The following is a 26,569-nucleotide window of genomic DNA, read 5'->3' on the forward strand; positions in this document are numbered from 1 at the left end:
GGAAAGGTTTTGTATCGTCTCGCGATACAAGTTCAATTCTATGATTCACCCCTGTTTTGGAGGAAGTTACGGATGGTCACCCAACGTAAAAAGTGGTTATCGGGTGTTGTTGCCGGCCTGCTGATGGCCGCGTCCGTCACAGCGTCAGCCGAGGAAAAAACGCTGCACGTGTATAACTGGTCCGACTATATCGCGCCGGATACCTTAGCCAAATTCCAGAAAGAAACCGGCATTAAAGTGGTGTACGACGTCTTTGACTCCAATGAAGTGTTGGAAGGCAAACTGATGGCGGGCAGCACCGGTTATGATCTGGTGGTGCCTTCATCCAACTTCCTCGAGCGCCAGTCCAAAGCCGGCATCTTCGAGCCGCTCGACAAGAGCAAAATGCCCAACTACAAAAACCTTGATCCCGAGATGCTGCAACTGGTGGCGCATAACGACAAGGACAACAAGTTCGGCATCCCTTACCTGATGGTGACCACCGGCATCGGTTATAACGTCGACAAGGTGAAGGCGGTGCTGGGCAAAGACGCGCCGGTCAACAGTTGGGATCTGATCCTCAAGCCGGAAAACCTCGAGAAGCTGAAAAGCTGCGGCGTTTCCTTCCTGGATGCGCCTAGCGAAGTTTATGCCACCGTGCTGCACTACCTGGGCAAAGATCCCAACAGCACCAACGCGGCGGATTACACCGGCGCAGCCAACGATCTGCTGCTGAAGCTGCGGCCGAACATTCGCTACTTCCACTCCTCGCAGTACATCAACGATCTGGCGAACGGCGACATCTGCGTGGCGATCGGCTGGTCCGGCGACGTAATGCAGGCGGCCAACCGCGCCAAGGAGGCGAAGAACGGCGTAAACGTGGCCTATGCGATCCCGAAAGAAGGGGCGTTGACCTACTTTGACATGTTCGCCATGCCGGCGGATGCCAAAAACAAAGATGCCGCTTACCAGTTCCTGAACTTCCTGCTGAAGCCGGACGTGATGGCGGATATCAGCAACCACGTCTACTACGCCAACGCGGTGAAGGACTCAACCCCGCTGGTGAACGCGGAAGTGCGCGACAACCCGAACGTGTATCCGCCGGCGGACTTGCGCGCCAAGCTGTTTACGCTCAACGTGCAATCGCCGAAGCTGGACCGGGTAATTACCCGCGCCTGGACTAAAGTTAAAAGCGGGAAATGATGCGCAGGGCTCAGCATGCTGAGCCCAATGCCATACCGGCAGGCGGGTGATCCCCGCCTGCATTGCCATTTTGGGCCATGGCAATCGCCGTGGTTTTTTGTACTGCTTTACGCCGGAGATCACCCCGATTGAACGACGCCATCCCTCGTCCTCAAGCCAAGTCGCAGAAGGTTTTCACCCCTCTGCTGGAAATCCGTAACCTCACCAAAACCTTCGACGGGCAGAACGCGGTTGAAGACGTCAGCCTGACCATCTACAAGGGCGAGATCTTCGCGCTGCTGGGGCCGTCCGGCTGCGGCAAGTCGACGCTGCTGCGCATGCTGGCCGGCTTTGAACAGCCGACGGAAGGGCAGATTGTGCTCGACGGGCAAGATATGTCGCACGTGCCGCCGTACCAGCGGCCGGTCAATATGATGTTCCAGTCTTACGCGCTGTTCCCCCATATGACGGTGGAGCAAAATATCGCCTTCGGCCTGAAGCAGGACAAAATGCCGCGGGCGGAAATCGCCGCTCGGGTGGCGGAAATGCTGTCGCTGGTGCATATGCAGGAATACGCCAAGCGCAAGCCGCACCAGCTTTCCGGCGGCCAGCGGCAGCGGGTGGCGCTGGCGCGCAGCCTGGCCAAGCGGCCGAAACTGCTGTTGCTGGACGAGCCGATGGGCGCGCTGGACAAAAAGCTGCGCGACCGGATGCAGCTGGAGGTCACCGACATCCTTGAACGCGTCGGCGTGACCTGCGTGATGGTGACCCACGATCAGGAAGAGGCGATGACCATGGCGGGGCGCATCGCCATCATGAACCGCGGCAAGTTTGTGCAGATAGGCGAGCCGGAAGAGATCTATGAGCACCCGAACAGCCGCTTCAGCGCCGAGTTTATCGGCTCGGTCAACGTGTTCGACTGCGTGCTGCAGGCGCGCCACGACGACGCGCTGATCCTGCAAAGCCCGGGCCTGCGCCATGCGATCAAGGTCGATCCGGACGCCTCGGTGGTGGACGGCGTGCCGATCCAGGTGGCGCTGCGGCCGGAAAAAATCATGCTGTGCGAAGAGGTGCCGGAAGACGGCTGCAACTTCGCGGTGGGGGAAGTGGTGCATATCGCCTACCTGGGGGATTTGTCCATCTACCACGTGAAGCTGCACAGCGGCCAGATCATCAGCGCCCAGCTGCAAAACGGCCATCGCTTCCGCAAAGGCATGCCGACCTGGGGCGACGAAGTGCGTCTGTGTTGGGAAACCGACAGCTGCGTTGTGTTGACGGTGTAGATGAGACGCTGAGGAGTAACCCTGATGACAATGCTTTCTGAACGCACGCCGCCGGAGCCGCCGGCCAAGCCGCACGGCGGCCTCAAGGCGCTGTTCCAACGGCTGCAGATGGCGCACGGCCGCAGGCTGGTGATCGCGTTGCCGCTGCTGTGGCTGATGCTGCTGTTTATGCTGCCGTTCCTGATCGTGTTCAAGATCAGCCTGGCGGAGCTGGCGCTGGCGGTGCCGCCTTATACCGATCTGATGAGCTGGGCGGACGGCAAGCTGGACATCGCGCTCAACTTCGCCAACTACCTGCAGTTGGCTGACGATCCGCTGTATATCGACGCTTACCTACAGTCGCTGCGCGTGGCGGCGGTGTCTACGCTGTGCTGCCTGATCATCGGCTATCCGTTGGCCTGGGCGGTGGCGCACAGCAAGGCTTCGACCCGTAATATTCTGCTGTTGCTGGTGATCCTGCCGTCCTGGACCTCGTTCCTGATCCGCGTATACGCCTGGATGGGGATCCTGAAAAACAACGGCATTCTGAACAACTTCCTGCTGTGGCTGGGGGTGATCGACCAGCCGCTGGTGATCCTGCACACCAACCTGGCGGTGTATATCGGCATCGTTTACTCCTACCTGCCGTTTATGGTGCTGCCGATTTACACTGCGCTGACCCGGCTGGACTATTCGCTGGTGGAGGCGTCGCTGGATCTGGGCGCCCGGCCGCTGAAAACCTTCTTCAGCGTGATCGTGCCGCTGACGCGCGGCGGCATTATCGCCGGGTCGATGCTGGTGTTCATTCCGGCGGTGGGCGAGTTCGTGATCCCGGAACTGCTTGGCGGGCCGGATAGCATCATGATCGGCCGCGTGCTGTGGCAGGAATTCTTTAACAACCGCGACTGGCCGGTAGCCTCGGCGGTCGCCACCATCATGCTGCTGTTGCTGATCGTGCCGATCCTGTGGTTCCACAAGCACCAGAACAAGGAAATGGGGGGGCAGGGATGAACAACTTGCCGGTAGTGCGCTCGCCGTGGCGCATCGCTATTTTGGTGCTTGGTTTCACCTTCCTGTACGCGCCGATGCTGATGCTGGTGATTTACTCGTTCAACAGCTCCAAGCTGGTGACGGTATGGGCCGGTTGGTCCACTCGCTGGTATACCGAGCTGTTCCACGATTCGGCGATGATCGGCGCCGTTGGCCTCAGCCTGACCATCGCCGCGGCTTCGGCCACCGCTGCGGTAGTGCTCGGCGCCATTGCCGCGGTGGTGATGGTGCGTTTCGGCCGTTTCCGCGGCTCGACCGGCTTCGCCTTTATGCTGACCGCGCCGCTGGTTATGCCGGACGTCATTACCGGCCTGTCGCTGCTGCTGCTGTTCGTGGCGATGGGCCATGCCTTCGGTTGGCCGGCGGAGCGCGGCATGTTCACCATCTGGTTGGCGCACGTTACCTTCTGTACCGCTTACGTGGCGGTGGTGATCAGTTCGCGCCTGCGCGAGGTGGACAGGTCCATCGAAGAAGCGGCGATGGACTTGGGAGCGACGCCGCTGAAGGTGTTCTTCGTCATCACTTTGCCGATGATTGCGCCAGCGCTGGTTTCCGGCTGGATGCTGGCGTTTACCCTGTCGCTGGACGATCTGGTGATCGCCAGCTTTGTCTCCGGCCCGGGGGCGACCACGCTACCTATGCTGGTATTCTCCAGCGTGCGTTTGGGGGTTAACCCGGAAATCAACGCGTTGGCCAGTTTGATCCTGCTGGTCGTGGGCATTATCGGCCTGATCGCCTGGTGGTTTATGGCGCGCTCGGAAAAACAGCGATCGCGCGAATTACAACGGGCCGCCCGTAGCTGAGCCGCAACAAACCTGCTATTTTTGAAACTATTGTTATTGCAACTAGTTAGCTGGTTTTATATACATTACCTGAATTGGTTGTGTGTTGTTGTGGAACAGGGATATGTCAGAGATGCTGAAAAGCAGGCAGGGGATGGGATCGGCTTCAGACGCGCCTGTGCCGGTGATGGTGGCCGGCACGGCGATGGTGGCCATCAAGTGCATCAGCGTGCTGTTGCTGCTGGGGGAACTGGGCGTCGACGGCGCCCAGGAGTTTGTTAACACCAGCGCGCAGGCCTGGGATTCCACCTTTATTTTTCTGGCCGGCCTGGTATTGCTGTGTCTGCAAATCAGCTGCGGTTTTGCGGTAATGCGCGGCCGCAACTGGGGGCGCTGGGGCTATGTGGCCTGCCAGTGCGTGGTGGTCGCCTACCTGCTGCTGGCTACCATCGGCAGCCTGTTGCCGGAAGTGTTCACCGTGGAAGGGGAAACCAGCGGGCAGATCCTGCGCATCTTGATTTTGCAAAAGATCCCCGATGCGGTGATTTTGGCGCTGTTATTCGTTCCTGCCGCCAGCCGCCGGTTTTTCGCCGCCGGCGGTTGAGACTTTGAGGGCGCGGAGTGCTAGAATCTGCGCCCTTAATTCTTCATCCTGAACGCAGAGTACTCTTCATGCATTGCGCTTTGTATACGGCGGGCACCTGCCGTTCCTGCCAGTGGCTGGAAAAGCCGTACCCACGGCAGCTGGCCGACAAACAGCATCACCTGCAATCGCTGCTGGCCGGGCGCGCCGTTGCGCAATGGCGGGAGCCGGTGGCAGGGGAGCAAAGCGCGTTCCGCAATAAAGCCAAGATGGTGGTCAGCGGCAGCGTTGAACGCCCGCTGCTCGGCATGCTGCACCGCGACGGCACGCCGGCCGATCTCAGCGACTGCCCGCTGTATCCCGCCAGCTTCGCCCCGATGTTCGGCGTACTGAAAAGCTTTATCGCCCGCGCCGGGTTAACGCCCTATAACGTGGCGCGCAAGCGCGGCGAGCTGAAGTATCTGCTGCTGACCGAAAGCACCCTTGGCGGCGGCGTGATGCTGCGCTTCGTGCTGCGGTCGGAAACCAAGCTGGCGCAGCTGCGCGCCGCGCTGCCCTGGCTGCGGCAACAGCTGCCGCAGCTCCGGGTGATCTCCGCCAATATTCAGCCGGTGCACATGGCCATCATGGAAGGGGAACGCGAGATCGCGCTAACCGATCGCCAGGCGCTGGAGGAGCAGTTTAATCAGGTGCCGTTGTATATCCGCCCGCAGAGCTTCTTCCAGACCAACCCGCAGGTAGCCGCCGGCCTGTACGCCACTGCCCGCGACTGGGTGCGGGCGTTGGGCATCGGCAGCATGTGGGATCTGTTCTGCGGCGTCGGCGGCTTTGGCCTGCACTGCGCGCAGCCGCAAACCCGCCTGACCGGCATAGAAATCAGCGCAGAGGCGATTGCCTGCGCGCGCCAGTCGGCGCAGCAGCTGGGCCTGCAGCAGGTCGATTTTCAGGCGCTGGACTCAACGCGTTTCGCCACCGCTGAAGGCCATGTACCGCAGCTGGTGCTGGTCAATCCGCCGCGGCGCGGCATCGGCCAGGCGCTGTGCGAGTATTTGAACCACATGGCGCCGGGCTACATCCTGTATTCCAGCTGCAACGCCGAGAGCATGGCGAAAGATATCGATATGCTGCCGGGCTACCGCATCGAGCGGGTGCAGCTGTTCGACATGTTTCCCCATACCGTGCACTATGAAGTGCTGACGCTGCTGGTGCGCAACTGACTGATATAAGGCCCGGTTGAACGGGCCTTATGATTTGCGGGGTTTACTGCGGGAACCATTTGTCGTTGATGGCTTGGTAAGTGCCGTCGGCCTTGATGGCGTCCAGCGCGGCGTTCAGCTTGGCCAGCAACGCCTGGTTATCCGGGCGCACCGCGATGCCCAGGCCGGTGCCGAAGTATTGCGCATCGGTGACGTGTTCGCCGACCGGCGCCAGGCCGGGGTTGTTCTTCAGCCATTCATTCACCACCGCGGTATCGCCGAACACGCCGTCGATACGGCCGTTTTTCAGCTCCAGAATGGCGTTCTGGTAACTGTCGTAGGAGACGGTGTTGATTTCCGGGTGCTTGTCCTGCATGTATTTCTGGTGGGTGGTGCCGTTTTCCATGCCGACTTTCTTGCCCTTCAGATCTGCCAGCGAACTGAACTTGCCTTTCTGGGCGATAACGACCGCCGAGTTGGCGTAGTAGGGTTGGGTGAAGGAAACCTGCTTGCTGCGCTCCGGCGTGATGTCCATACCCGAGATCACCGCATCGTATTTTTTGAATTTCAGCGCGGCGATCAGGCTGTCGAACGCCTGGTTGGTGAAGGTGCATTCCACCTTCATCTGTTTGCACAACGCATTGGCCAGATCGATATCAAAACCGACGATCTGGTTGCTGGCGTCCAGCGATTCGAACGGCGGATAGGTGGCGGAAGAGGCGAAGCGAAGGGTGTCGGCGGCGCCGGCGTTAAAGGCGATCCCAGCCAACACTGTCGCGGCCAGCAGTAATTTTTTCATGCGTAGTGCTCCTGTCTGTATTCAGAATGTCGTTATCTCGCCATCGCTTGATTTTACTGATAATAACCAGAGGGTTTTCGCGAATGTGCCGGAAGATAACCATGCCATTGAGTGAATTGATATGCAATGTAAATGATTAAAAATTGCTATGGGCATAAAAAAGCCCCGTACTGAGACGGGGCTTCGACAGGGGCGTCTTGCCTTCAGTTGCGGCGTTCGAACGCCAGCGCGCGGCGCTCGACCAGCCGCATCAGCAGCGTCAGCAGGCCGTTCACGCACAGGTAGACCAGGCCCGCGGCGCCAAACACCATCACGTCGTAGGTGCGGCCGTACATCAGCTGGCTGTAGCCCATGACCTCCATCAGCGTAATGGTGTAGGCCAGCGAGGTGCTTTTAAATACCAGCACCACTTCGTTGGAGTAAGACGACAGCGCGCGTTTGAAGGCGAACGGCAACAGGATGCGCAGCGTCTGTTTGCGCGACATGCCCAGCGCCTCGCAGGACTGCCATTGCCCGGCGGGGATCGCCCGCACCGCGCCGTAGAACAGCTGGGTAGTGTAGGCCGCGCTGTTCAGCGCCAGTGCGATCATCGCGCACAGCCATGGCTGCGACAGCAGGTTCCACAGCCACGGATAGTCGCGGATCGACGGGAACTGGCCGGGGCCGTAGTAGATCAGGAAGATCTGCACCAGCAGCGGCGTGCCGGTAAACAGCGTGATGTAGATTTTCACCAGCGGCGTCAGGATCGGCGTTTTCAGCGTCAGGATCACCGTCAGCAGCAGCGACAGCGCCAACGCCACGATCAGCGCGGCGAGGGTCAGCGTCAGGCTGGTGTGCAGCCCTTTGACGATTTCCGGCAAATACTCAAGCATCAGGCTGGCCCCCGCTCAAAGCGCGTGGTGCGCAGCTCGATCCGTTTGATGACGTACTGGCTGAGCAGGGTGACCAGCAGATAGATCGCCGCCGCAATCACGTACCAGGTAAAAGGCTCCTGGGTGCGGGTGGCGATGCTCTTGGTCTGCAGCATCAGGTCGTTCACGCTGATCAACGACACCAGCGCGGTGTCCTTCAGCAGCACCAGCCATTGGTTGCCGAGGCCGGGCAGCGCATGGCGCCACATCTGCGGCATGATCAGGCGGAAGAAGATCGCCGCCTTGCTCATCCCCAGCGCCTGGCCGGATTCCCACTGCCCCTGCGGCACCGCTTTCAGCGCGCCGCGCAGCGTTTGCGAGGCGTAGGCGGAGTAGAGCAGGGCCAGGGCGATCACGCCGCACAGGAACGGGCTGACTTCGAAGTTATCGATAGCCAGCTGGATAGGCAGCTGGAACAGGCCGAGGTTGAGGGTAAAGCCGTCTGACAGCATCAGCAGCAGCTGCGACGAACCGAAATAGATGAACAGCACCACCAGAATTTCCGGCAGGCCGCGCAGCAGGGTCACCCAGGCGGTGCCGAGCCAGCTCACTACTCGCCAGCGGGAAGACTCCCACACCGCGAACAGCATCGCCAGGATCAGCCCGAGGATCAGGGCGCAAACGGCAAGGCCGACGGTCATGCCGGCGGCGCTTGCGAGAGGTTGAAATTCATTCATCGGGGCGTATTACTGCTGGAACCATTTTTTGTAGATGGTTTCATAGGTCCCATCCTGCTTGATCTTGTCCAGGGCGGCGTTGAACTTGCCCTGCAGCTCGGTATTTTTCTGACGCACCGCGATGCCCAGGCCGGTGCCGAAGTAGTCTTTATCGGTAACCTTGTCGCCCACCGCCGCCAGCGCGGCATTTTGTTTCAGCCACTCGTTGACCACCGCAGTGTCGCCGAATACCGCGTCCACGCGGCCGTTTTTCAGATCCAGAATGGCGTTCTGGTAGCTGTCATAAGGCACGGTAGTGATTTCCGGGTGCTTGTCGGTCAGGTATTTCTGGTGAGTGGTGCCGTTCTGCACGCCCACTTTCTTGCCTTTGAGCGCGGCGACGTCGGCCACCTTGCCTTTCTGGGCAACAAACAGCGCCGAGTTGTCATAGTACGGCTTGGTGAACAGCACCTGTTTTTCGCGCTCCGGCGTGATATCCATACCGGCCATCACCGCATCGAAGCGTTTGAACTTCAGGCTGGGGATCAGGCTGTCGAACGCCTGGTTGGTGAAGGTGCAGTCGGCCTGCATTTCTTTGCACAATGCGTTGGCCAGATCGACGTCAAACCCCTGGATCTTGTTGCCGGCGTCAATAAATTCAAACGGAGGATAGGAGGCTTCGGTAGCGAAACGGATAGTTTCGGCTGCGGAGGCGGAAACGCTGATGCCAGCCAGAACGGCGGCGATTATTAGTTTTTTCATCGCAAACTCCCCAAATTACAGCAAGTTAAATTTTTAGTGTGATAAGTAGTTGGCAAACTCGGTGGTCTGCGGCTGCGTGAAGTGGCTGCTGTCGCCCTGTTCCACCACGCGGCCGTTTTCCATATACACCACGCGGCTGGCGGTTTTGCGCGCCACTTCCACTTCGTGGGTCACGATCACCTGGGTGATGCCGGTGCCGGCCAGTTCGCGAATGATGCTGACGATCTGCGCGGTGATTTCCGGATCGAGCGCCGCCGTGGGTTCGTCAAACAGCAGCACCTGCGGTTCCATCATCAGCGCGCGGGCGATCGCCACACGCTGCTGCTGGCCGCCGGAGAGGTGCAGCGGGAAACGATCGGCAAAGTCGGTGAGGCGCAGGCGCTTCAGCAGCTTATCCGCACGCGCCATCGCCTGCGCCTTGGTCAGGCCCAGCACGCGGCAGGGGGCTTCAATCAGATTTTGCACCACGGTGAGGTGGGGCCACAGGTTGTATTGCTGGAACACCATGCCGACGTTCTGGCGCAGTTCGCGGATGGATTTTTCACCCGGAGCCTGCTTGAAGTCGAACTGATTGCCGGCGATCTGCAGCTGGCCTGAACGCGGCATTTCCAGCAGGTTCAGCACCCGCAGCAATGAACTTTTCCCGGCGCCGCTTGGACCAAGCAGCACCAGGGTTTCCCCCGCTGGGCAATCCAGCGTGATGTCAAACAGCGCCTGATGCGCGCCGTAATAGCAGTTGATACCGTTAAGTTGAATACTCATGCGCCAGAATTGAATAGACATTGATGCCGCGAATGTTAACTTCCACAGAATACTTATGCAATCTTTGTGCGTTAAAATTTATGACCGTGCGGCGGGACAGTAAAAGAATAGCACAAGATATCGCGACTCAGGCTGGAGCAGGGGATTTGTGGCGCAGGCTGTGAGATGCGTAGCGAAATTTTTTAAGTTGGCGGAAATTTGCGCGGCTGCGGAGCCTTTGCCGCACTGCCGGCGCCGCGGGGCGCCGGCCTGTGAAGCGGATTACTGGTTTTCCAGCACCTGGCGCAGGCTGCCGCTGGCGGCATGCGGCGGCACGTTCAGGTAACGGACGTCGTCCACCACCCAACAGGTGCCTTCGCGCACCATCAACACTTCATCCTGCCAGTTGACCGCGCTGCCGCCGTCTTTCTGGTAGCTCAGCGCCACGCGCAGCGGGATGTTTTTCGCATCGGTATTGGGAATGGTAGAGGCGCTGGCGACGGACGCGCTGGTCGGGCCCTGGGCATTGCCGGAGAACAGGTCGCCGGTCACCTGATGTTTACCCGGGTTCTGGCCGGCGCTGAGCAGATCCTGATACAGCACCTGGCTCAGGTAAGGTTGCAGCTGCGCCAGGCGGGTGCTGTCCGGCAGGCTGGTGGCGGAACCCTGCTGAATGCGCAGATCATAGAACTTCTGTGCGACCGTATCCGGGCCGCCTTCCACACAGCTGCCGCTGCGGGTGCCAATATCCTTGAATGCCGGCTCTACGGTGGTGCAGGCACTCAGCAACAGCGCTAGAGGAAAAACAGCCGCAATAGTTTTTGTTTTCATCTTATTACCTTATGTGAAAGTCTCTACCATGAAGACCGATAGCTTACAGTATAAATGCGTTTTTTGGCCTTGCATTCGTACTGCGTGCCATTGCATCGCCGAACATAATGCCAAATTTCTGGTCATAGATGTGTTGAATTAATCAAACAAGGAATTCTGATGCAGCTTTCAACCACCCCGACCCTGGAAGGGTTTACCATTACCGAATACTGCGGCGTTGTCACCGGTGAAGCGATCCTGGGTGCCAATATTTTCCGTGATTTCTTCGCCGGCGTGCGCGACATCGTCGGCGGCCGCTCCGGGGCTTACGAGAAAGAGCTGCGCAAGGCGCGGCAGATCGCGTTTCAAGAGCTGGAAGAGCAGGCGAAGGAGCTGGGCGCCAACGCGGTGGTCGGCATTGATATCGACTATGAAACCGTCGGTAAAGACAGCAGCATGCTGATGGTGACCGTCAGCGGCACCGCGGTGAAGGTAAGCCGCTAACCCCGTCCCAAACGCCCCGGCCTGCACCGGGGCGCAGTCGTTTCTTACGGCACCTTGTGCTCTTCAACCTTCACCGGGCGTTGCTCCTGCGGTTTGGCCACCTGTTCCTGCCGATGTTGAATTGGCAGCAGGTGCGGCTGTTGCTGCGGTGTCGGGGGCTGATGCGGGATCGGGCGCACGGGCTGTGGCATCTGCGCTGGGCGTTCCAGCGCCGTCGCAGGGTGATTGAAAACTCTGGCCGGCGCCGCCGGCGGTGCGGCGACATGCTGCACCGCTGCGGGCATGGTCCGATTTTCGGCCGGGTGCGCCGTTGCGGCTTTTACCTCTGGGCGCGTCGGCGTTGGCGCCGGGTGAATGAGGGCCGGCCCGTTCATCTTCTGCTGGAGGTGGGTCGGCGCAGCGGCCGGGTGTTGCGGCGCGGCCGCCGGCATGTGCGCAAAGGCCGGCATGGTCATCGGCTGATGCGGGTTGGTCGCCGGCGGCGGAGCGAAGTGCGGCTGCGGCGTTGGCGCGGCGTTGTATGCCGGATGGGCTACCGGCGGAGCGAAGTGCGGCGCTGGATTGGCGGTGGCGTTATTGTAGTTGTTCACCGTATTGCTGCGGTTCACATTATTGTATTGATTGATATTGGTGACGCGGTTAATCACAGTGGTCGAATGCGAAATATAAGGCGCATTGTTGTAAACCACCGGCTGGCGCCGGTTGTTCCAATGCACATCCCAGCTGTGCCAGCCGTTATTGTGCTGATTGATCAAGGCGCCGACGGCGATGCCGACGCCGAAGCTGATCGCCCCGGCCGCCAGCATATCGCCGCTGCTGTAGCTGGAGTAGGTTTGATAGCGGTAGTCAGGGTAGGCCGGCACCGGTTCACCATAGGCCACCCAGGGATCGTAATGCGGCACGTAGATCACATCCGGCTGGCTGGGCTCAATCACGATGGTTTGCGCGGGGGCGGCCACCAGGGTTTGCGGGTAGGGCTGCTGCGCGGCGGGCGTTATCACCACCCGCTGCTGCGGCGACGTTTTCAGCGTGCCCTTGCCGGCCGCGCGTTGGCGCATTACCTGAATGGCGTTCATCACGTCGGTGGGGTCGTTGAGGTAAGCGCTGCCCAGCGCGGTGGTCCAGGGGCGGTTTTTCGCCATCTGATCGAGCACGTCAGGGAACTGCACCAACCCGCGCACGCTGGGATCCCAGGGCTGCGCGTCGGCCGCATTGGTCAACGCCGCCGGCTGTAGCCCGCGGTTTTGCGCCAGCCAGGCGTCGGCGGCGCCGATTTGGTCGGGATAACCCGCGCCGGCCAGCACCTGGGCCAGCAGTTTGTCGGGAAACAGCGCCACCGGGCTGACCAGCTGGTACAGTTGATCGGCGCTGAGCGGCGTATAGGTCGGGGTATTGGCCGCCGGCGTCGCCGGTGCCGCGGCGCCCATTGCATTGGCCACCGTTTTTTGGTCGCAGCCGCTGAGCTGCAGCATGGCGACGCAAATAAACCAGGCCAGGTACCTTGGTTTGAACATGTTGGACTCCGCATTTCAGCGCAGGGGATACTTTGAGGCTATCATGGGGAACATAGGGCGCCAGCCGGCAGCAATACTCGCTTGCACTTCGGCGGGCTCTGTCATCATTTATGGATTAACTTGATTATTGGATACAGGTTAATCAACCTGAGTTACAAATCACGGACGCAAATCAGGGGGACAAGTGAAGATTTGGCCAGGGATATTCACCGCCGCGCTGCTGGCGGGATGCCAAAACCCTCATCAGGGCACCACCGTCGATCGCGGGGATTACCAGTTGGAAACCCTGCATCAGGCGCAGGGTGCCGATCGGCGGATTCGTTTTCTGGTGATGCACTACACCGCGGAAGATTTCCATTCCTCGCTGAAGACGCTGACCGACGAGCACGTCAGCGCGCACTATCTGCTGCCGGCGCACCCGCAGCTTGAGCATGGCAAGCCGACGGCCTTTCAACTGGTGCCGGAGGAAATGCGCGCCTGGCATGCCGGGGTCAGCGGCTGGCGTGGCCGCAGCAATCTGAACGACACCTCGATCGGCATCGAGATCGTCAATCGCGGGTTCACCCGCAGCATGCTGTTTACCCATTGGCAGCCCTACACGGCGGAGCAAATTGCGCTGTTGATCCCGCTGAGCCGCGACATCATTCGCCGTTACGGCATTCAGCCGCCGGACGTGGTGGGGCACAGCGATATCGCGCCGCAGCGCAAGCAGGATCCCGGCCCGCTATTTCCGTGGCAGGCCCTGGCCGAGGCCGGCATCGGCGCCTGGCCGGATGCCGCTGAGGTGCAGCGCCTGCTGGCCGGGCGCGACAAACATGCGCCGGTGCCGATGGCGCCGCTGCTCGCCAGGCTGGCGCGCTATGGTTATGCGATAGATCCGGCGTGGGATGTTAGCCAGCAGCGCAACGTGCTGGCGGCGTTTCAAATGCATTTCCGGCCCGACGATTTTCGCGGCGAGCCGGATGCGGAGAGTGAAGCGATCGTGGATGCGCTGCTGCTGAAGTACGGCGCGGCGCGTTGATTACAGGCCGTGCAGCTTGCCGTGTTCTTTCAGCCAACGGGCCGTGCGCGCAATGCCTTCATCCAGTGAGACGATCGGGTGATAGCCCAGTTCTTGCCGGGCGCGGGTGGTGTCGAGCGTCAGATCGAAATTGAGTTTGGCGACGCCGTAATGGGTCAGCACCGGTTCCTTTTCGCTTTTGCTGCCCAGCCGCTCCATGCCGCGTGCCATCATGTCGAGCATGGGGTAAGGCACGGAGCGGATGCGGCACTTCATGCCCAGGTCGTCGATCAGCTGTTGCACCACGCTGCGCAGCTGGCGCGGCTGCTCGTTGGTGATGTTGTAAGCGCGGCCCGACGGCGTGTCTTCTTTTTGCGTCGCCAGCCACATGGCGTGCACCGCATTTTCCAGGTAGGTCATGTCCACCAGCGCCGCACCGCCGCGTGGCAGCAGCAGGTTGCCGTAGCGTTTGATCATCTGCAGCAGGCGCGGCAACATCACCTTGTCGTGCGGGCCAAACAGCCCCTGCGGCCGCAGGATGGTAAAGTGGGTTTGCGGGTTGGACAGCGCCAGCTGTTGGATCACCTGTTCACCGGCGGCCTTGCTGCGCGCAAACTCGTTGGCGTAGCGCGCCGGGCGAAAATCCTCACCGACGTTGCGGTGGTGGTGATAGTCGAAGTAAATCGCCGGCGAAGAAATGTGAATGAACTGCGCAACGCCATAGGCTGCGGCCCATTCCCCCAGGCGGCGGGTGGCGCGCACGTTGGCCAGTTCGAAGGCTTCTTCGGTACCCCAGGGGGAGGTAAAACTGGAGCAATGCCACAGCACGTCGACGTCCATCAACATCGCTTTGGCCTGAGAAGAAATCAGGTTGGTGAGATCGGCATGGATGAACTCCGCACCCATTTTTTCCAGTAGGCTGCCCATCGCCTGGTTGCGACCGGTGGCGCGCACTTTTATGCCCTGGCGGCGGAGATATTCAACGGCGTTACGGCCTAACCCACTGGTTGCACCGGTGACCAATACCTTCATAACGGACTCTATTCTCACCAAAAATCAGAATGCCGGGGGCCGTTGTGGGCGCCCCGGCAAATAAGATGCCATTCTTGCGGGATTTTGTGCGCTATGCAATCGGAAAGGGACTAACCACAGCGGTAAACTGTGCGGTTGATCGACAAATGAACGACGGCTAGGGCTGATTCCGATCCTGCTGTTGCGCCAGCGCGGCGATGCGCTTTGCCATGCCGCGGAAAATAAACCGGTGAGCCGGCATCATGGCGAACCAATACAACAGGCCGCTGAAGCCGGCCGGGTGCCACCAGGCGCGGACGTCCAGGGTGCGGCGGTCGCCATGGTCCTTGATGGTGAAGCTCAGGCGCCCAAGCCCCGGCGCCTTCATGCCGAACAGCAGCGCCAACTGGCGTTGGGGAACGAGTGTGATCACCTTCCAGCCGTCGACCACATCGCCCAGCGCCAGCGTATCGCGCGGTGGCCGGCCGTAAACCACGCCGTTGCCGATCATGTCGTCCATACGGGCGCGGATCTGCCACAGGATATTGGCGTAGAAATAGCCTTCCTCGCCCCCCAGCTGTTGCACTACACGCCACAGGGCCGCGCTGGAGGCCTGGGTTTCCAGCGTGCAGCCGGCCTGCTTGGGGTAGTAGCCGTAGCCCGGCCGCCAGCGCGCCTGGGCGGCCGGATCGTAACCCCAGTCGGCGGAGTCGACCACCTCGCGTTCGCGTTGCAGCGTCGTCGCCACCGCCTGCTCGAAGGTGTGCAGCCGCTGCGGGATCAATGCCTGCAGCGGCCGGCCGTCGGCGGGCAGATCGTGCTTCAGCCCCTGGATCAGCGCGCGGGCGATGGACGTGGGCACCGAGGTGATCAGGCTGATGAACCACACCGAGATCAGGCGCGTCGGCAGCGGGACAGGGATCAGCCAGCGCCGTTTGCCGCTGATGGCGATAAAGCGTTCGAACATCGTCTGGTAGCTGAGGTATTCCGGCCCGGCGACGTCGAAAATACGGCTCTCCTGCGCCGGGTGTTCCAGCAGATCGGCCAGATAAACCAGCAGATTATCCAGCGCCACCGGCGAAGATTTCGAACGTACCCAGCGCGGCGGCGTCAGCAATGGCAGGTTATAGACCATATCGCGCATGATCTCGAAGGCCGCCGAGCCGGGGCCGACGATAATGCCGGCGCGCAGTTCGGTCACCGGAATACCGCTCTGGCGCAAAATCTCGCCGGTCAGCCGGCGCGCCGCCAGGTGCGGCGAACTGTCGTCGGTCGGCTGCAGTGCGCCGAGAAAGAAAATCTGTTTGACGCAGGAGCCGCGCAGCGCATCGCGCAGGTTTTCCGCCGCCTGCCGCTCTTTCTCGATGAAGTCATCGCCGTCGCTCATGGCGTGCACCAGGTAGTAGAGGCTGTCTATTTCCCACAGCGCCGCATCCAGGGTTTCCGGGCGATAAAGGTCGGCGTATCGGCAAGTGACCCGTGGCCAGTGCCGTTCTTCCAGCCATTCGATGCGTCGCGCGGCGGCGGTGATTTGGTGGCCCTGTTCGATCAGGTGCGGGATCAGGTTTTGGCCAATGTAGCCGCTGGCCCCGAGAACCAGCACACGTTGAGGTGTCATCAGTCCGCCTTATGCGGTGAGAGTGGCAGCATGGCCACAGGATGCCAAACTCAGGGTTTAAATGCACTTTTTGTGTGGATATATCGCAGTTGCATCCGTCGTCGGGCAAGGCGACACTACGCGCCTTTCATTAGCCGAAAATCGAATGCCATGAGACTCAATGTAATTTGTTATGTCCTGCTGGGCCTGGCGCTGGCCGCCAGTCTGTTTTTCCCGCACCCGATCATGATGTGGCTGCTGTTGGCCAACGTGCTGACTCTGGTGATTTACGGCTGGGACAAGCTGGCGGCGATTAAGGCGTGGCAGCGGGTGCCTGAGGTCACGCTGTTGCTGCTTGGCCTGGCGGGGGGATGGCTGGGAGCGCTGGTTGCGCAGCAGCTGTTCCGTCATAAAACCCAGAAACAGCCGTTCAAAACCTGGTTTGTACTCAGCGTGGCCCTGAACCTGGCGGCGACGCTGGCCCTGTGGTATTGGGTGTACGGCCGTTGGATCCTCTGAAACCGGGGCGCCGTGCGGCGCCCCTGCGCATCAGGCCTGCTGTTGCAGGAACGTCCGCCACAGCTCGACCAGCTTCTGCAGATCCGCTCTGCTGACGTCGAGATGGGTCAGAATGCGCGTCAGCGGGCCGCTGCTGATCAACACGCCGCGCTCGCGCATCCACGGACCCAGCCTGGCCGCCAGCGCCGGCGGCTGGCGCAGATACAGCACGTTGGTCTGCGCGCCGGGCGCGACAATCTCTACGCCGATGCTTTGCAACTGCTGTTCCAGCCATTTGGCGTTATCGTGATCGTCCCGCAGCCGGGCGACGTTATGCTCCAGTGCGTACAGGCCGGCCGCTGCCAGAATGCCCGCCTGGCGCAGGCCGCCGCCGGTCATTTTGCGCCAGCGTAGCGCACGCTGGATAAACGCCTCGCTGCCGCACAGCAGTGAACCGACCGGCGCACCCAGCCCTTTCGACAGGCAGATAGTGAAAGTATCGCAATACTGCACGATCTCTTTCAACGGCACATCCAGCGCCACTGCGGCGTTGAAGATGCGTGCGCCGTCGATATGCAGCGCCAGATTACGCTCGCGGGTAAACTGCCAGGCCTGTTGCAGGTAGGCCTGCGGCAATACTCTGCCGCCGAAGGTGTTTTCCAGGCTCAGCAGCCGGGTGCGGGCGAAATGAATGTCGTCGGGTTTGATGGCGGCGGCCAGCTTGTCCAACGGCAGCGTGCCGTCCGCATCCGCCTCGATCGGCTGCGGTTGGATGCTGCCCAACACCGCGGCGCCGCCGGCTTCGTACTTGTAGTTGTGCGCCTGTTGGCCGACCAGATATTCATCGCCGCGCTGGCAGTGGCTGAGCAACGCCACCAGGTTGGCCTGGGTGCCGCTGGGCAGGAACAGCGCGGCCTCTTTGCCCGACAGGCGAACCGCCTCCGCCTGCAATGCGTTGACCGTCGGGTCATCGCCGTAGACGTCGTCGCCGACTTCGGCGCGGGCCATCGCCTCGCGCATGGCGGCGCTGGGCCGGGTCACGGTGTCGCTGCGTAGATCGATAAACATACAACTCCTTTATCCCCTTCATCTTTCAAGCCGCAGCGTTGTTGGCTACACCTGCTTATCGCTTGGCTGCAACCTGAAATCTATTGGGGATAGCTGTCAGTGATGGGAAAGAGGATACGATTATTAACGCAGCCAGTTGGTTTTCGCCAGCTCGACCACTTCGTCGCCGCGGCCGTTGATGATGGCGCGCAGCATATACAGGCTGAAACCCTTGGCCTGCTCGAACTTGATCTGCGGCGGCATCGCCAGCTCCTGCTTGGCGGTGACCACGTCGAGCAGCGCCGGCCCGGGGTGCGCCAGCATCTCTTGCAGTGCACCGTCCAGATCCGATGCTTTCTCCACCCGGATGCCCTTGATGCCGGCGGCGTTGGCGATCGCCGCAAAGTCCGGGTTATGCAGATCGGTGCCGTCGGTGAGGTAGCCGCCGGCCTTCATCTCCATCGCCACAAAGCCCAGGACGCTGTTGTTGAATATCACGATTTTCACCGGCAGCTTCAGCTGAGCCAGCGACAGAAAGTCCCCCATCAGCATGGTGAAACCGCCGTCGCCGCACATGGCGATCACCTGTTTGTGCGGTTCGGTGGCCTGGGCGCCAATCGCCTGCGGCATGGCGTTGGCCATCGACCCGTGGTTGAACGAACCGAGCAGCCGGCGCTTGCCGTTCATCTTCAGGTAGCGGGCGGCCCACACCGTCGGCGTGCCGACGTCGCAGGTGAACACCGCGTCGTCGCTGGCGTAATGGCTGAGCTGCTGCGCCAGATACTGCGGATGGATTGGCTGATCGTCGTTGGCGGTCGCCAGCCCGTCGAGATCCTTGCGCGCGTTGCGGTAGTGCTCCAGCGCCTTGTCGAGAAACGCCCGGTCGCTTTTCGCTTCGAGCTGCGGCAGCAGGGCGGACAGGGTGGTGTGGATATCGCCCACCAGCGCCATATTCACCGGGCAATGCGCGCCGATGCTGCCGGGGTTGATATCGATTTGAATGATGTTGGCATTGGTCGGGTAGAAGGCGCGGTACGGAAACTGGGTGCCGAGCAGCACCAGCGTGTCGGCGTTCATCATCGCATGGTAACCGGAAGAGAAACCGATCAGGCCGGTCATGCCGACGCTGTAGGGGTTATCCCATTCGATATGCTCCTTGCCGCGCAGCGCATGCACGACCGGCGCCTGCAGCAGCTCGGCCAGCTTGACGACCTGGTCGTGCGCCCCGGCGCAGCCGCTGCCGCACATCAGGGTGATGTTCTTCGCTTTGTTCAGCACTTCCGCCAGCTTGTTGAGCTCGCTCATCGGCGGCTGCACCAGCGGCAGCGCCGGGGTGTGCCACACCATGGCGGCGTCTTCCGGCGCCATGCGCAGCGCCACATCGCCCGGCAGCACGATCACCGAGACGCCGCGATTGAGGATCGCCTTGCGCATGGCTATCTCCAGCACCCGTGGCAGCTGTTCCGGGTTGGAGACCAGCTCGCAATAATGGCTGCATTCGCGGAACAGCTCCTGCGGATGGGTTTCCTGGAAATAGCCGCTGCCGATTTCGCTGGAGGGAATATGCGCGGCGATCGCCAGCACCGGCACATGGTTGCGGTGGCAGTCGAACAGGCCGTTGATCAGGTGCAGGTTGCCGGGGCCGCAGGAGCCGGCGCAAACCGCCAACTGGCCGGTAAGCTGGGCTTCGGCGCCGGCGGCGAAGGCGGCGACTTCTTCATGACGGGTGCCCAGCCATTCGATGGTGCCCATGCGGTGCAGGCTGTCGCTGAGGCCGTTGAGCGAATCGCCGGTGACCCCCCAGATGCGTTTCACGCCCGCCTGTTCCAGAGTTTTGGCGACCAGTGTGGCTACGGTTTGCTTCATAGTTCCCCCAAATATGGTGAAGATCCCCTTCATCTTTCAAGCCGCAGCCGGGCTGCGCCTGTGCACCCCGGCTGCGGCTTGAAAATCTATTGGGTATCATTCTGAGTGCTTGCTGACGAAATCATTGATACGCATGGAACAGAGGAAAGTGTAGAAGGGGAGTGCGGGACGTGCTTGCCGATAAATGCCCCATCGGCGAGATGGGGCGGGTAGAATCAGGCCAGGGTGACGTCGCCCCGCAGCTGGCAGCTGCAGGCCAGCACGTAGCCTTGCGCAATCTCTGCCGGCGTCAGCGTCATGTTGCTGGTGGTGGCGTAGTCGCCCTCGAGAATGCGGGTCTTGCACGCACCGCACACTCCGGCGCGGCAGGCGGCGTTGACCGGCAGCGCGTTGGCTTCCATCGCCGCCAGCAGCGTGCTGCCGACCGGCACGCGAAACTCGCGCAGCGGGCGGGCGGCGCGCAGCGTTAACCCCTCACCGGGTTCAGCCTTGGCCTCCGGCGTATGGAACCGTTCCTGATGGAAGCGCGAGGCCGGCACCCCGAGCTGAAGGCACAGCCGCTCCACCTGATCCATATAGGGCGCCGGGCCGCAGGTCATCACCCGGCGTTCGGCGATATCCGGCGCCACCTGCCGCAGCACCTGCCCGTTGATGCGGCCGCCGAGGTAACCCGGCTGGAGATCTTGTTCGGCCATCAGCGTCAACCTCAGCTGCGGATGCGCGGCGCACAGGGCGTGCCACTGGCCGGCGAAAAGGGTATCGGCCGGGGTGCGCACGTTGAAGATCACCGCGATATCGCAGGACGGGCGGTTCGCCACCAGCCAGCGGCACATCGATACGATTGGCGTTACGCCGCAGCCGGCGGTCAGCATCAGATAGCTATCCGCCGGATGGCGCACGCAGCTGAAATCGCCCTGCGCGTCGGAAAGCCACAGGGTATTGCCGGGCTGTACCTCCTGCGTCAGCCAGCGCGAGCCGACGCCGTTCGGCAGGCAGCGCACGCTGATGCTGAGAAAACGGCTCTGGCCGGGGGATGACGACAGCGTATAAGCGCGCAGCGTTTCTTCATCGTTGCGGATACCGATCAGCGCGAACTGGCCGGGCTGGTAGGGATAAAAAAAGTCGCAGATCAGGTTCAACGTCCAGACGTCGGCGGTTTCCCGCTGAATGGAGTGCACCTGCATGCGGTTGGGACACCGCGGGCTGGGTTGGGTCATGGGCTACCTCAAAAGCAAAGGGGCCGATGCGAGCGGCCCCGGGAAACAAACGCATCAGCCGAGCAGAGCGGAAAGATCCTGCTCAACGGTGGTGATTGGCCGCATGCCGAACTTCTCGTTGAGGACTGCCAGCAGGTTGTCGGTCAGGAACCCCGGCGCGGTCGGGCCGGTGACGATGTTTTTCACCCCCAATGACAGCAGCGTCAGCAGGATGACGATCGCCTTCTGCTCAAACCACGACAGCACCAGGCTGAGCGGCAGCTCATTGATATCGCAGCCCAGCGTCTCGGCCAGCTTGACCGCCAGCATGATGGCGGAATAGGCATCGTTGCACTGGCCGACGTCCAGCAGACGCGGCAGCCCTTCCAGCGTGCCGAAGTCCAGCTTGTTAAAGCGGTATTTGCCGCAGGCCAGGGTCATGATCAGGCAGTCTTGCGGTACGCTGCGGGCGAAGTCGGTGAAGTAGCTGCGTTCGTCGCGGCTGCCGTCGCAGCCGCCTACCAGGAACACGTGGCGCAGCTTTTTCTGCGCCACCAGATCGATCACCGTGTCGGCGGCGTTGAGCAGCGTCTGGCGGCCGAAGCCGACGGTGATCAGGTGCTCAATCTCGGTGTAAGGGAAACCGCTCATACCCTGCGCCTGGCGAACGATAGCGCCGAAGTCGTCGCTTTCCAGGTGGTTGACGCCCGGCCAGCCGACGATGCTGCGGGTCCAGATACGATCACCGTAATTGCCGACGTTAGGATCGATAATGCAGTTGGAGGTCATCAGGATCGGGCCGGGGAACTTGGCGAACTCAATCTGCTGGTTCTGCCAGCCGCTGCCGTAGTTGCCCACCAGATGTGTGAATTTTTTCAGTTCCGGATAACCGTGCGCCGGCAGCATTTCACCGTGGGTGTAAACGTTGACGTTCTGGCCTTCGGTCTGCTCCAGCAGCATGCGCAGATCTTTCAGATCGTGGCCGGAGATCAAAATCGCCTTGCCGGCCACCGGCCGCACGTTTACCGCGCTGGGTTGCGGATCGCCGTAGGTCTGGGTTTCGCCGCGATCGAGGATCGCCATCACGCTGAAGTTCATCTTGCCAATGCCCATCGCGTTGTTCAGCAGGGTATCGACGTCGCGCGGGCGGGTGCCGAGCCAGGCCATAAAAGCGTGGTAATCGGCGTAGATCTGTGCGTCAAACTGCCCCAGCACGTGGGCGTGTTCCATATAGGCCGCCGCGCCTTTGAGGCCGTACAGGCACAGCATGCGCAGGCCATGCACGTCATCGCCCACCTCGGCCTTGTCGCTGTCGAGGGCGAACTGCGCCGCCTGCTGCAACAGCGACGGCATATCGTTGCCCGCCAACTGCAGCGCCGCCAGCGGATGATCGACGTGCACCCCTGCTGCCAGCAGCCGGCAGCGCGCCGCCAGCGAGTCGCGCAGCATCAGGGTTTCCCGCGCGTAGCCGATGATGCGCTCGGAATCGAAGTTGACGTTGGTCAGGGTGGAGAAGAAGGCGCGTGGGGCGAAACTGTCGATGTCGTGGTCGACTATCCCCAGCGAACGCGCCTGCAGCGCCCAGGCGGACAGGCCTTGCAGCGCCGCCACCAGCAAATCCTGCAGGTCGGACGTTTCCGCCGTTTTGCCGCACATGCCCTGGGCATAAGAGCAGCCGTTGCCTGCCGGGGTACGAATGGTTTGTTCACATTGCACACAGAACATAATCGCTTCCTTTTTAAAGTTGCATTTATAATGCCTGTTTAAAAGCATAGATCGGCGACCGGGGATGAAAAAGGCTTTTGTGCGACTACTGCGGGCAACGTTGATTTAGCGCAATTTTGCCGTGCGGATGGGAATTATTACGCTTTCGGGGGCCGGCCGGCCCCCGGGCAGGGATCAGGAAAACAGGGCGATCAGCACCGGCGCCAGCAGGCTCAGCAGGAAGCCGTGCACGATGGCCGGCGGCACCATTTCCAGCCCGCCGCTGCGCTGCAGCACCGGCAGGGTGAAGTCCATCGAGGTGGCGCCGCACAGGCCGAGGGCCGAGGAGCGGCTGCGGCGCACCAGCGTCGGGATCAGCATGATAGCCACCAGCTCGCGGGCCAGATCGTTGAAGAAAGCCGCGCTGCCCAACACCGGGCCGTAGGCGTCGGTGATCAAAATGCCGGACAGCGAATACCAGCCAAAACCGGAGGCCATCGCCAGCCCGGCCTTCAGCGGCAGGCCCATCAGCTGCGCCGCCAGCGCGCCGCCCGCCAGAGAGGCCACGGCCACCGCCAGCGCCACCAGCGTGCCGCGGCGGTTCAGTACGATTTGACGCAGGGTCATGCCGCTGTTGCGCAGCTGAATGCCCACCAGCAGCAACAGGAAAATCAGCGCGTACTCGCTGCCCTTGCCGGCGAACTGCAGCCAGTGCCACTGCGTCAGCCCGAGCAGGAAGCCGCCAAGCACCACGCCGCACAGCTTGAGCGATTCCAGCGCCATATGCAGACGCGAGGGCAACTTCTCTTGCTTGTGCGTATTGCGCCACGGCATGCGGCGTTCCAGCAGCGCCAGCAGCAGCAGGTTGGCGCAGAAGATGCACAGGAAAAACACCGCAGTGTACTGGAAGATCAGCAGCAGGTTGCTGCTGAGGTCTTCCAGAAACGCCAGGCTGATGCCCATGAAAAACAGGATCACGTACACCATCCCGCTCAGCATCCGGTTGATCTGCTGCAGCAGCGAGCGGCTGCGTAAAGGGATGAGGTAACCGGCAATCAGCGGTAACAGAATAATCAGCAGTCCTGAATACATGGTGAAACTAAAGTCCTTTATTTGGAGCGCGGGGAGTTCCGGCGAGGACCACACGCTAACCAAAAGCCGGGCCGGAGTAAAGCGGCAGATTTCGCGTTGGCTGCTTGACCTGCAAGGGGTTTTTTGACCATGCTCTGTTAAGGTCACCTCACTGAGGACGGTGACGGCGCGCACGGGAGGCGGCTGATGTTCTTGGAGCGTATCGAGATTGTGGGGTTTCGCGGCATTAATCGGCTGTCGTTGATGTTGGACGACAATACGCTGTTGCTCGGCGAAAACGCCTGGGGTAAATCCAGCCTGCTGGATGCGCTGACGCTGCTGCTGGCGCCGGAACAGAAGCTGTACCGCTTCGAAGCGCAAGATTTCCATTTCCCGCCGGGAGAAGAGGCCGCCAAGGAACGCTATCTGCAGGTGGTATTCACCTTCTGTGAAAAAGACATCGGTCATGCGCATTTGCCGCGCTATCGCCACCTGTCGCCGCTGTGGGTCAAGGGCGACGACGGCCTGAGCCGCATTCACTTCCGCTGCGAGGGCGAACTGGCCGACGACGGCACGGTATGCACCTGGCGCAGTTTTCTCGATGCTGACGGCAATGCCATGCAGCTGCACCATATCGAGCAGTTGGCGCACGCCATTATCCGCATTCATCCGGTGCTGCGCCTGCGCGATGCGCGCTTTATCCGCCGCCTGCGCCCCAGCAGCCTGAATGATGAAAACGCTACCGACCAGCAGGCGCTGGCGCAGCAGTTGGATCAACTGACGCACGAGCTGGTGCGCAATCCGCAAAAGCTGACCAACGGCGAACTGCGCCAGGGCCTGGCCGCCATGCAGCAACTGCTGGAACATTACTTCGCCGAACAGGGCTCTCAGACGGTACGGCCGCGGCGCCGTGGCCAGGAGCTGGAACAGGACGCCTGGCGCGCACTGGACGGCATCAACCGTATGGTGGCCGAACCGAACAGCCGCAGCATGCGCCTGATCCTGCTCGGGATGTTTTCAACGCTGCTGCAGGCCAAGGGCAGCGTCAAGCTGGATCCGCACGCCCGGCCGCTGCTGCTGGTGGAAGACCCGGAAACCCGGCTGCACCCGATCATGCTGTCGGTCGCCTGGGGGCTGCTCAACCAGCTGCCGTTGCAACGCATCACCACCACCAACTCCAGCGAACTGGTGTCGCTGGTGCCGGTGGAACACGTCTGCCGGCTGGTGCGCGAGTCGGGGCGGGTGGCGACCTACCGCCTTGGGGCGCGCGGGCTGGGCGCCGAAGACGGGCGCCGCATCGCGTTTCATATCCGCTTTAACCGGCCGTCGTCGCTGTTCGCCCGCTGTTGGCTGTTGGTGGAGGGCGAGACCGAAGTCTGGCTGCTGAACGAACTGGCGCGCCAGTGCGGTTACCACTTTGAAGCGGAAGGGGTGCGGGTCATCGAGTTTGCCCAGTGCGGCCTGAAGCCGCTGTTGAGATTCGCCCGGCGCATGGGTATTGAATGGCATGCGCTGGTGGACGGCGACGAAGCGGGCAAGAAATACGCCAATACCGTGCGCAGCATGCTGGACAACCACGAAGACAACGAGCGCGACAGGCTGACCGCATTGCCGGCGCCGGATATGGAGCACTTTATGTTCCGTGAAGGTTTCAGCACCGTTTATCACCGGATGGCGTCGGTACCGGCCAACGCCCAGATGCCGATGCGCAAGGTGATCCTGAAGGCGGTGCACCACTCTTCGAAACCCGATCTGGCGATCGAGGTGGCGATGCAGGCCGGTGAATGGGGCACGGATTCGGTGCCGCCATTGCTGAAAAAGATGTTCTCCCGGGTGATCTGGCTGGCGCGCGGCCGGGCGGACTAGCGTTCGGTCAGGATCTGCCTGGCGGTGAAGTGCGCCGCCATACCTTGTTCCAGCTCATCCAGCAGCTGGTAGCGGCGGCGGTACTCGGCGCGCTTCTTGCTGGCTATCTCGTCAATCGGCTTGCGGGCGATGCGCTCCGGCAGCAGGAAATAGCCGCTGCCGAGCGGCTTGCCGCCCATCGAAACCCAAAACTGGTCATAATCGGCGTGCAGCTGAGCTTGCTTCTTACTTTTATAGCGCCAGTTCTGATAGATATGGGTGGCGTTGCCGACCGCCACTATGTGGTGAATGTCCAGATGGCGCGCCAGTGCGCAAACTCCCTCCAGCGCCAGCCGTTTCGGGAACAGGCCGTGGCATTCTTTGGTGGTTTGCTGGATCTCGGCGTGCGGCACCTCGTGGTTTGCGCCCTGCAGGCCGCCGATAAACAGCGTCGGCTGCTGTTGATAGTGCATCAGCGTAAAGGTAATTTGCGTCAGCATGACGCCGTTGGCGTTGCGCAGCAGCAGGGTGGCTTCCCCTTCTTTATTCAGGTGATCGATCGCCGCCAGCTCCAGCGTCACCGGCTCGCCGTTTTTACCCTGCATGCGGGCCAATATCACCGGCTGCCGGCTCAGGTGGCCGAGGCGCATCTTCAGCGGCATGCGTTGGATAAGCACATCGTAATGATCGCGCAGCGCGAACAGACCTTCTATCTTGTTCATGTTCGCCGCCAGATACGGGCGGTGCAGTTTGCACGGCAGGTTCGGCTGCGCGCTCAAGATTTCGTCCAGCATCGGGTTGGCCGCCAGGGTGCCGAGCAGGGCGCGGGTGGTGCGCCAGCTCAACAACGAACGGCCGAGAAACTTCAGGCGAAATGCGGTTTTGTTCCAGGCCTTGCTCGGCGCTTTTTCGCCAGTGGCCAGCGCCGTCATCAGTTGCCAACCATTTAGCGGCCTGGTGGATACGAATGGATAACTGAGCTGTGACATGATGAAATCCTTGG

The 26,569-nt window shown here is 61.3% G+C and carries 25 protein-coding genes; 10 read left to right on the top strand and 15 right to left on the bottom strand.

Translation table 11 applies throughout. From position 1 onward, the window contains the following. Positions 1 to 72 precede the first annotated feature (72 nt). From potF to rlmC, 6 genes are all read left to right on the top strand, one after another. Positions 73 to 1,182, top strand: a complete 1,110-nt coding sequence (gene potF / locus KHA73_RS08440) for a spermidine/putrescine ABC transporter substrate-binding protein PotF (RefSeq protein ID WP_234590272.1) — start codon at positions 73 to 75, stop codon at positions 1,180 to 1,182. Positions 1,183 to 1,310: 128 nt separating this feature from the next. After that, entirely contained in the window at positions 1,311 to 2,444 is a 1,134-nt protein-coding gene (gene potG / locus KHA73_RS08445; RefSeq protein ID WP_234590273.1) for a putrescine ABC transporter ATP-binding subunit PotG, read from the top strand. 24 nt (positions 2,445 to 2,468) lie between these two features. After that, the gene (gene potH, locus KHA73_RS08450; RefSeq protein ID WP_380738208.1) at positions 2,469 to 3,434 is read left to right on the top strand and encodes a putrescine ABC transporter permease PotH; all 966 of its coding nucleotides are present in this window, start codon (positions 2,469 to 2,471) and stop codon (positions 3,432 to 3,434) included. Next, positions 3,431 to 4,276, top strand: a complete 846-nt coding sequence (potI, locus tag KHA73_RS08455; protein ID WP_234590275.1) for a putrescine ABC transporter permease PotI — start codon at positions 3,431 to 3,433, stop codon at positions 4,274 to 4,276. Before potH ends, potI begins: the two co-directional genes overlap by 4 nt. A 103-nt stretch (positions 4,277 to 4,379) precedes the next feature. Then, the gene (locus KHA73_RS08460) at positions 4,380 to 4,859 is read left to right on the top strand and encodes a YbjO family protein (RefSeq protein WP_234590277.1); all 480 of its coding nucleotides are present in this window, start codon (positions 4,380 to 4,382) and stop codon (positions 4,857 to 4,859) included. 68 nt (positions 4,860 to 4,927) lie between these two features. Continuing rightward, the gene (rlmC, locus tag KHA73_RS08465) at positions 4,928 to 6,055 is read left to right on the top strand and encodes a 23S rRNA (uracil(747)-C(5))-methyltransferase RlmC (protein WP_234590278.1); all 1,128 of its coding nucleotides are present in this window, start codon (positions 4,928 to 4,930) and stop codon (positions 6,053 to 6,055) included. Between the two features lie 43 nt (positions 6,056 to 6,098). Here rlmC and artJ (KHA73_RS08470) read toward each other — a convergent pair whose 3' ends face one another. The 6 genes from artJ (KHA73_RS08470) to KHA73_RS08495 all read right to left on the bottom strand — a co-directional run bounded on the left by artJ (KHA73_RS08470) (position 6,099) and on the right by KHA73_RS08495 (position 10,734). Then, positions 6,099 to 6,833 (bottom strand): arginine ABC transporter substrate-binding protein, encoded by a 735-nt coding sequence (gene artJ, locus KHA73_RS08470; RefSeq protein ID WP_234590280.1) that lies wholly within the window; start codon positions 6,831 to 6,833, stop codon positions 6,099 to 6,101. A 203-nt stretch (positions 6,834 to 7,036) separates the two neighbouring features. After that, complete coding sequence (artM, locus tag KHA73_RS08475) at positions 7,037 to 7,705, bottom strand: arginine ABC transporter permease ArtM (protein ID WP_234590282.1); 669 nt, start codon at positions 7,703 to 7,705, stop codon at positions 7,037 to 7,039. Beyond that, positions 7,705 to 8,421, bottom strand: coding sequence for an arginine ABC transporter permease ArtQ (artQ, locus tag KHA73_RS08480; RefSeq protein ID WP_234590284.1), 717 nt, complete (start codon positions 8,419 to 8,421; stop codon positions 7,705 to 7,707). The genes artM and artQ overlap by 1 nt, the downstream gene beginning before the upstream one ends. Before the next feature lie 9 nt (positions 8,422 to 8,430). Continuing rightward, on the bottom strand, positions 8,431 to 9,162 hold the full coding sequence (gene artJ / locus KHA73_RS08485; RefSeq protein ID WP_234590285.1) for an arginine ABC transporter substrate-binding protein: 732 nt from the start codon (positions 9,160 to 9,162) through the stop codon (positions 8,431 to 8,433). Between the two features lie 33 nt (positions 9,163 to 9,195). After that, on the bottom strand, positions 9,196 to 9,924 hold the full coding sequence (artP, locus tag KHA73_RS08490; protein WP_234590286.1) for an arginine ABC transporter ATP-binding protein ArtP: 729 nt from the start codon (positions 9,922 to 9,924) through the stop codon (positions 9,196 to 9,198). A gap of 261 nt (positions 9,925 to 10,185) precedes the next feature. After that, positions 10,186 to 10,734 (bottom strand): lipoprotein, encoded by a 549-nt coding sequence (locus KHA73_RS08495; protein ID WP_234590287.1) that lies wholly within the window; start codon positions 10,732 to 10,734, stop codon positions 10,186 to 10,188. A 159-nt stretch (positions 10,735 to 10,893) separates the two neighbouring features. On the opposite strand from KHA73_RS08495, the gene KHA73_RS08500 reads away from it, so the two are divergent. Continuing rightward, positions 10,894 to 11,217 (top strand): heavy metal-binding domain-containing protein, encoded by a 324-nt coding sequence (locus tag KHA73_RS08500; protein WP_234590288.1) that lies wholly within the window; start codon positions 10,894 to 10,896, stop codon positions 11,215 to 11,217. 44 nt (positions 11,218 to 11,261) lie between these two features. Here KHA73_RS08500 and KHA73_RS08505 read toward each other — a convergent pair whose 3' ends face one another. Further along, on the bottom strand, positions 11,262 to 12,731 hold the full coding sequence (locus KHA73_RS08505; RefSeq protein ID WP_234590289.1) for a DUF3300 domain-containing protein: 1,470 nt from the start codon (positions 12,729 to 12,731) through the stop codon (positions 11,262 to 11,264). Between the two features lie 184 nt (positions 12,732 to 12,915). On the opposite strand from KHA73_RS08505, the gene KHA73_RS08510 reads away from it, so the two are divergent. Next, positions 12,916 to 13,752, top strand: coding sequence for an N-acetylmuramoyl-L-alanine amidase (locus tag KHA73_RS08510; protein ID WP_234590290.1), 837 nt, complete (start codon positions 12,916 to 12,918; stop codon positions 13,750 to 13,752). On the opposite strand, the gene KHA73_RS08515 is transcribed toward KHA73_RS08510, so the two are convergent. Beyond that, positions 13,753 to 14,763: an NAD-dependent epimerase/dehydratase family protein gene (locus KHA73_RS08515; protein ID WP_234590291.1), complete on the bottom strand. Its 1,011-nt coding sequence runs from the start codon at positions 14,761 to 14,763 to the stop codon at positions 13,753 to 13,755. 157 nt (positions 14,764 to 14,920) lie between these two features. Next, positions 14,921 to 16,360 (bottom strand): DUF2867 domain-containing protein, encoded by a 1,440-nt coding sequence (locus tag KHA73_RS08520; protein ID WP_234590292.1) that lies wholly within the window; start codon positions 16,358 to 16,360, stop codon positions 14,921 to 14,923. Positions 16,361 to 16,510: 150 nt separating this feature from the next. Between KHA73_RS08520 and KHA73_RS08525 the strand changes: the two genes are divergently transcribed. Beyond that, a complete protein-coding gene (locus KHA73_RS08525; RefSeq protein ID WP_234590293.1) occupies positions 16,511 to 16,858 on the top strand; it encodes a DUF1294 domain-containing protein in 348 nt (115 codons plus the stop codon). A 30-nt stretch (positions 16,859 to 16,888) separates the two neighbouring features. On the opposite strand, the gene ltaE is transcribed toward KHA73_RS08525, so the two are convergent. The 5 genes from ltaE to KHA73_RS08550 all read right to left on the bottom strand — a co-directional run bounded on the left by ltaE (position 16,889) and on the right by KHA73_RS08550 (position 23,742). Continuing rightward, the gene (gene ltaE / locus KHA73_RS08530; RefSeq protein ID WP_234590294.1) at positions 16,889 to 17,905 is read right to left on the bottom strand and encodes a low-specificity L-threonine aldolase; all 1,017 of its coding nucleotides are present in this window, start codon (positions 17,903 to 17,905) and stop codon (positions 16,889 to 16,891) included. A 123-nt stretch (positions 17,906 to 18,028) separates the two neighbouring features. Beyond that, positions 18,029 to 19,750, bottom strand: coding sequence for a ubiquinone-dependent pyruvate dehydrogenase (gene poxB, locus KHA73_RS08535; protein ID WP_234590296.1), 1,722 nt, complete (start codon positions 19,748 to 19,750; stop codon positions 18,029 to 18,031). Positions 19,751 to 19,965: 215 nt separating this feature from the next. Then, positions 19,966 to 20,967: an NADH oxidoreductase gene (hcr, locus tag KHA73_RS08540; protein ID WP_234590298.1), complete on the bottom strand. Its 1,002-nt coding sequence runs from the start codon at positions 20,965 to 20,967 to the stop codon at positions 19,966 to 19,968. Positions 20,968 to 21,021: 54 nt separating this feature from the next. Then, positions 21,022 to 22,671 (bottom strand): hydroxylamine reductase, encoded by a 1,650-nt coding sequence (gene hcp, locus KHA73_RS08545; protein WP_234590300.1) that lies wholly within the window; start codon positions 22,669 to 22,671, stop codon positions 21,022 to 21,024. Positions 22,672 to 22,845: 174 nt separating this feature from the next. Further along, positions 22,846 to 23,742, bottom strand: a complete 897-nt coding sequence (locus KHA73_RS08550) for a lysine exporter LysO family protein (RefSeq protein ID WP_234590301.1) — start codon at positions 23,740 to 23,742, stop codon at positions 22,846 to 22,848. Between the two features lie 186 nt (positions 23,743 to 23,928). Between KHA73_RS08550 and KHA73_RS08555 the strand changes: the two genes are divergently transcribed. Further along, positions 23,929 to 25,587, top strand: coding sequence for an ATP-dependent endonuclease (locus tag KHA73_RS08555; RefSeq protein WP_234590303.1), 1,659 nt, complete (start codon positions 23,929 to 23,931; stop codon positions 25,585 to 25,587). Here the strand turns inward: KHA73_RS08555 and KHA73_RS08560 are convergent. Then, positions 25,584 to 26,555 (bottom strand): VirK/YbjX family protein, encoded by a 972-nt coding sequence (locus KHA73_RS08560; protein WP_234590305.1) that lies wholly within the window; start codon positions 26,553 to 26,555, stop codon positions 25,584 to 25,586. The genes KHA73_RS08555 and KHA73_RS08560 overlap by 4 nt on opposite strands. Positions 26,556 to 26,569: the final 14 nt, after the last annotated feature.

The sequence above is a fragment of the Serratia entomophila genome (assembly GCF_021462285.1).
GTDB lineage: Bacteria > Pseudomonadota > Gammaproteobacteria > Enterobacterales > Enterobacteriaceae > Serratia > Serratia entomophila.